At 38.2% G+C, this 4,655-nt stretch carries 6 protein-coding genes; 1 reads left to right on the forward strand and 5 read right to left on the reverse strand.

Features of this window, described 5'->3' with window-relative positions:
• The coding region (locus B2V92_RS15670) for a PASTA domain-containing protein (protein WP_293309791.1) at nucleotides 1-489 on the reverse strand (489 nt) is incomplete at its 3' end.
• A 306-nt stretch (nucleotides 490-795) separates the two neighbouring features.
• Between B2V92_RS15670 and B2V92_RS15675 the strand changes: the two genes are divergently transcribed.
• Nucleotides 796-1,782 (forward strand): D-alanine--D-alanine ligase, encoded by a 987-nt coding sequence (locus B2V92_RS15675; protein ID WP_293309793.1) that lies wholly within the window; start codon nucleotides 796-798, stop codon nucleotides 1,780-1,782.
• A gap of 176 nt (nucleotides 1,783-1,958) precedes the next feature.
• Here the strand turns inward: B2V92_RS15675 and B2V92_RS15680 are convergent, their stop codons facing one another.
• The 4 genes from B2V92_RS15680 to B2V92_RS15695 form a co-directional block, all read right to left on the reverse strand.
• Nucleotides 1,959-2,483, reverse strand: a complete 525-nt coding sequence (locus B2V92_RS15680; RefSeq protein ID WP_293309795.1) for a hypothetical protein — start codon at nucleotides 2,481-2,483, stop codon at nucleotides 1,959-1,961.
• A gap of 151 nt (nucleotides 2,484-2,634) precedes the next feature.
• The gene (locus B2V92_RS15685) at nucleotides 2,635-3,414 is read right to left on the reverse strand and encodes a copper homeostasis protein CutC (RefSeq protein ID WP_293309797.1); all 780 of its coding nucleotides are present in this window, start codon (nucleotides 3,412-3,414) and stop codon (nucleotides 2,635-2,637) included.
• 25 nt (nucleotides 3,415-3,439) lie between these two features.
• Nucleotides 3,440-4,318 (reverse strand): YegJ family protein, encoded by an 879-nt coding sequence (locus B2V92_RS15690; RefSeq protein WP_293309799.1) that lies wholly within the window; start codon nucleotides 4,316-4,318, stop codon nucleotides 3,440-3,442.
• A gap of 33 nt (nucleotides 4,319-4,351) precedes the next feature.
• Nucleotides 4,352-4,655, reverse strand: a 304-nt coding sequence (locus tag B2V92_RS15695; protein WP_293309801.1) for an isoaspartyl peptidase/L-asparaginase, incomplete at its 5' end; no start/stop codon positions are given.

A 4,655-nucleotide genomic window follows, 5' to 3' on the forward strand; every position in this document is an offset into this window, starting at 1 on the left:
GGCAGTAATCGGTTGACCGCCAAAAGAGGCTTCCAATACCACATCGCGGCTAACATCCGGTTTGTAAGTGGTGTCGCCCAATTTTAAACGCGAACTTTCGATAATGGCCTGTGCCTCACGCAGGGTCTTAAACGCGATATCAGGGAATTTCGTATTTGGCGTTTTGCCGGCGTTAATGGTTAAATAAATGGTACGGTTATCTTTTACAAAGGTATTTGGATCCGGATCCTGATCAATTACGATGCCGGCAGGCTGGTCCATAATGAAAACAGAATCGACTTCATATTTCAATCCTGCATCTTCCAGTTTTTTTACCGCCTGCTCAAAAGGAAGGCCTTTTACCATCGGTACATTTAAGCCTTCACCATGTTTGGTATAATACCTTAAACTAAAAAAAGCGATCAATAGCAGGGCGAAAACTGTGCCTACGGCAGCTAAAATGTTGTTTCTAAACGATTTGGTTTTTAAGTAATCTATAAATTTAGACATGTATCTTAAATTGGGTTTATGCGTATAAGCTCAAATGTAACTATTTTAATTATTGATGGAATATTGAATGAAAGATTGATACAATTAATGAATGATAGATAGAATTAATAATTAATGAATAATCGGCACGCGATATATATTTAAATCTTCACTAATTCAACATTCAATCTTCAATCATTCACTCCTTCACTAATTCTCTTATTCAACCTTCAATAATTGTTCCGTTAATGCGGTTAAAGCACAAAGATATTTATATTTTTGGGGATATATTTATATTCAATTTCTATTTATAAAAGGATTTCCGACATGAAGAAAACTATTGCGTTGCTAACAGGCGGTACCACAGGCGAATGGGTTGTTTCGGTAAAAAGTGCAGCAACGATTGCCCAGAACATCGATCCCGATTTATACGATGTTTATAAGATTATGCTCAACGAAAAAGGATGGTTTTATGAACCGGCCGATTCTGTTAAAATTGAGATTGATAAAAATGATTTTTCTTTAACCATTGAAGGCCGCAGAATAAAATTTGATGGTGTTTTTATTGCTATACATGGCTCACCCGGTGAGGATGGAAAGCTACAGGGTTATTTCGATATGCTGGGCATCCCGTACACTACCTGCGATGCTTTAACTTCATCCATCACCATGAACAAAGGCTATACAAAAGCGATTGTAGAAGGAATTGAAAATTTATATACAGCTAAATCTGTCCAGATTTTTAAAGGAGGAAATTACAGTTTAGCGAAGATTAAAGAAGATTTGAGGCTGCCTTATTTTGTTAAGCCGAACAGTGGGGGAAGCAGTATTGGCATGAGTAAGGTAAAACATGCTGATGATCTGGACGCGGCAATTGAAAAGGCTTTTAAGGAAGATACGCAGATTTTGATCGAGGAATTTGTGAGCGGCAGGGAGTTTTCGATCGGTGTTTTTGGGGCCGAAGGAAAGATTACGGTATTACCAACCACAGAAGTGATCCCTCAGAATGAGTTTTTTGATTTCGAAGCCAAATATACCCCCGGATCTACGGAAGAAATTACCCCGGGCCGCATGAACGATGAAGAATTGGTGCGGGTACAACAGGTGGTTACCGATGTTTATAAAAAATTAAACTGCAGGGGGGTGGTTAGGGTCGATTATTTCCTGGAACACGAAACAGGGAAATTTTATTTTATCGAAATCAATACCATTCCCGGACAAACAGCAACGAGTTTTATTCCGCAACAGGTAGCGGCGATGGGTATTACCCTAAAAGAATTTTATACCCGTTTGATGAAAGAAACATTGGGCTAGACTCCATGGTTTGTGTTCCATGGTTGTGTCTTCACGAACCATCGCGTTAAATTTTATGAAAAATTAGCGATAAAAATACATTTCCATACGTCCTCATTACAAATGAGGGTAATAACAGTCACAAAAAAGAGGATAGCCTATGGTTATCCTCTTTTTTGTTTTGCTTTTAAAAGAAATTAATACTTATAAGCAATTCCTTTTTTAATGTTTTGCGAACCGCCAAGCCTGTTAGATGATGAACCAACAGTACTTTTATCGTCGGTTAAAAACACAAATGGACAGCCAATTTTTGCAGCTTCCATTTTTAATTTTTTCTCTGCTTTTTTATCTCCGGTATTACCTGTGTGATAATTGATCAGACCTGTTTTCCCCCTAACTTCTTCAACTTTCTTTAATCCGGTTGCCGAAGCCTTGTCTTCTAAAATAACAACTTTTTCCCAGTCGTCTTCTGTAGAAACCACTATCTTTTCTGTAATGTTTTCTACCCTTCCACTTTTTCCGTATACAATTTTTTCAATTGCATATTTTCCTAAAGTATTGTCAGAATCTTCTCCGTCGTATTTAAATACAACATCGTATTCTTCAACTTTAACAACCTTACCTTTGATTGTTTCGCCATTGTGTTTTGTAATTACATCAACTTGCGCCTTGGCAAAAAATGTAGTCAAAACGAGAGTCATTAAAATGATGATTTTCTTCATGCTTTTTTTGTCGTTTGTTTTCGCCAAAAATATAAAAAAACATGATCTTAATGAATTAAAATATTTCATTAAAAAACAGGGAACGGAGGCATAAAAACCGGAACTTAATATATCTCTATGCGGTCTAAATTTACCGTATGTAAATTCAGATTTATCTATTATTCAGGCTGTTGATACAATCAACCAATGCTTTCACTTTAGTTTCCGAAGTTAATTCATAGCGGTATTCATCTTCAATACTGCCCATTTTACTTTCCGTATTTCTGAACTTCATTTTACTTTCAACGAATTCTTTTGCCGAAGCATGAAATTCAGTTGCACCGGTCTGTGCTATCAATTGTTGGATATTATTTTCGTTTATTCCGGCCCCTGGCATGATTGTGATGCAGCCATTAGCTTTTTTTATAAGTTGCGACAGTTTTTCTGCACCTAAAATTGCTGAAGATGCACCTCCGGAAGTGAGCACCCTTTTGATACCGAGCCCAATTAAATCTTCCAATGCCTGATCCATATCGTTACTCATGTCAAACGCCCTGTGGAAAGCAACATCCATAGGTTTGGCTAGCTCGATAAGTTCAGCACATCTCTGCTTGTCGATAGAACCATCCTCCTTAAGAATACCTATAACAATACCTTCGCAATTTAATGATTTGCAGATCTTTATGTCTTCTTTAATTAATTCGTACTCGATATCCGAATATAGAAAGTCGCCACCCCTCGGACGGATGATCGGCCAGATTTCTATGGATAAATTTTTCTTCGCCAAAGCAATCTGCGCATAACTTGGTGTAGTGCCTCCTTCAGCTAAATTATCACAAAACTCGGCTCTTTTAGCCCCGCCTTTTTGTGCGGCTAAAGCCGATGCATAAGAATTTGCACATACTTCTAAACAGGCATTTGTGGTGATCGGATAAACCTCTTCACTTTTCATTTCTTCAAATATGGAGATTAATAAATTATTCTGCTGTATCAACCGGGCCTAAAACTACCCATCCTTTTGCTGATTTATAGGTATTAAGCAGCTGTACGGATTTTCCTCCATCGGGAAACCAACAAACTTCGGTAATTACGTAATGGGAATCATCAATTTTTTTACGTTCGGGAAAAGCATTCTGCAGACCGGAAAAGTCAGGAAAACCATGTTCTTCGATATTATTGATAAAAGATAACTCAAGCACTTCTGCCATTTCGGCGATAGTGTCAGTATCAAACTCTGTTTGCATCACAGAGAGCATGGTTTTTGCTTCTTCGAAAAAATCTTTACATGCTATTGCAGCATCAATATCCTTAGCATTATATGCATTTTCCAAAGCCAGTATTGCACCTTCCGGAGTATCAAAGTCCATTTTGAAATGATCTACCCCTTCATCTATATACATGCCAATGCTTCTATCAAATTCGGCTCTGTCTTTTTCAGGTATACCATCTCTGATCGCCCTTATCGTATAACCGCCTATTAAACGGCCATTTTCAATACTCATCCAGTCTGATATCAGCTCACGGTTGATTCCGATCTTCTGGTTTAGTTTTACTGTACGCACATTTACCGGCTCATTACCTACCGTACCGAATAGATTGCCTTCATCATCAAAATGGGGTTCGGTTAGCCAAATATGCTCACTGTTTTCTCCGTCTACAATATGAACTTTAATAGAAAAATAAGCATGATGGGGCTGGGGCTTAGCCAAACTTTCTTCAAAATACCAAAGTGTTAAATTGGCCTTTTCTATTGCCCAGTTCATGCGTTCATCTTCGTTTGGAACATAAACCATATCCGGTTCATCCTTACGCTCTTCTACATTCTTTTTCCCAAAAATTTTAGATAATAGACCCATTATAAATAAAGTTTGTTCCGATGGATTGATTTCCTAATAATAACTTTTTCCCTTGATCAGTAAATCCTGCTTTTCTGCATTGCAAACCGCGTAGCTAAAGCCCTGTTGAATGGCATAAGCACCATATTCGCCTTTTTTGTTGATGGCCAAAAAGCCAACCTGTATATTTTTGGCAGTTTCGGGTTTCTTTTTGATGATGCGCATCACGGCTTCTTTGCAGGCGGCCTCTGGCGCATAACCCTGGCGCATCAGTTCTACAACTAAAAATGAGCCAACATTCCTTACCACTTCTTCGCCTACACCAGTGGAGGGTGCACCGCCGATTTCGTTATCTATG

Source organism: Pedobacter sp. UBA5917, assembly GCF_002432345.1.
Taxonomy (GTDB): domain Bacteria; phylum Bacteroidota; class Bacteroidia; order Sphingobacteriales; family Sphingobacteriaceae; genus Pedobacter.